Raw genomic sequence first — 387 nt, 5'->3', positions numbered from 1 at the left:
CGTAGTTCCGCGCGGGTCGGGACGGGTTCGGTGAGGGTCGGGAACACCTTGCGGGCGACCTCGGCGGTGGTCCCGCAGAAGGCGCGCCAGCGCTCGTACTCCTGGCCCGAGCCGGTGAGCCGGGCGAAGGACTCCCGGGTTCGCGTCTCCCCGCCGCCGACGAGGAGGCCCCCCGGACGACCGGCGCGCTCGACGGGCGTGTACGAGGACACGGTGCGTCGGCGGACCGCGAACCGCAGGCCGAGATCGCGGACGATCTTCGCGGGGAGCAGGGAGACGAGGTACGAGTACCGTGACAGCCGGGCGTCGAGTCCGACGAAGGGGCGGGTGGAGACGGCGGCCCCGCCGGGGTGTCCCAGTCTTTCCAGGGCCAGCACCGAACCGCCG

General features: G+C 73.9%; 1 pseudogene. It reads right to left on the bottom strand.

Annotated features, from left to right (window positions below):
* Positions 1 to 387: pseudogene (locus G3I71_RS49755) on the bottom strand (FAD-dependent oxidoreductase); the annotation flags it as partial.

This window comes from Streptomyces sp. SID12501 (genome assembly GCF_010550245.1).
Taxonomy (GTDB): Bacteria; Actinomycetota; Actinomycetes; order Streptomycetales; family Streptomycetaceae; genus Streptomyces.
Note: the sequence above shows the minus strand (reverse complement) of the source record. Positions and strands in the feature narration are given on the sequence as shown.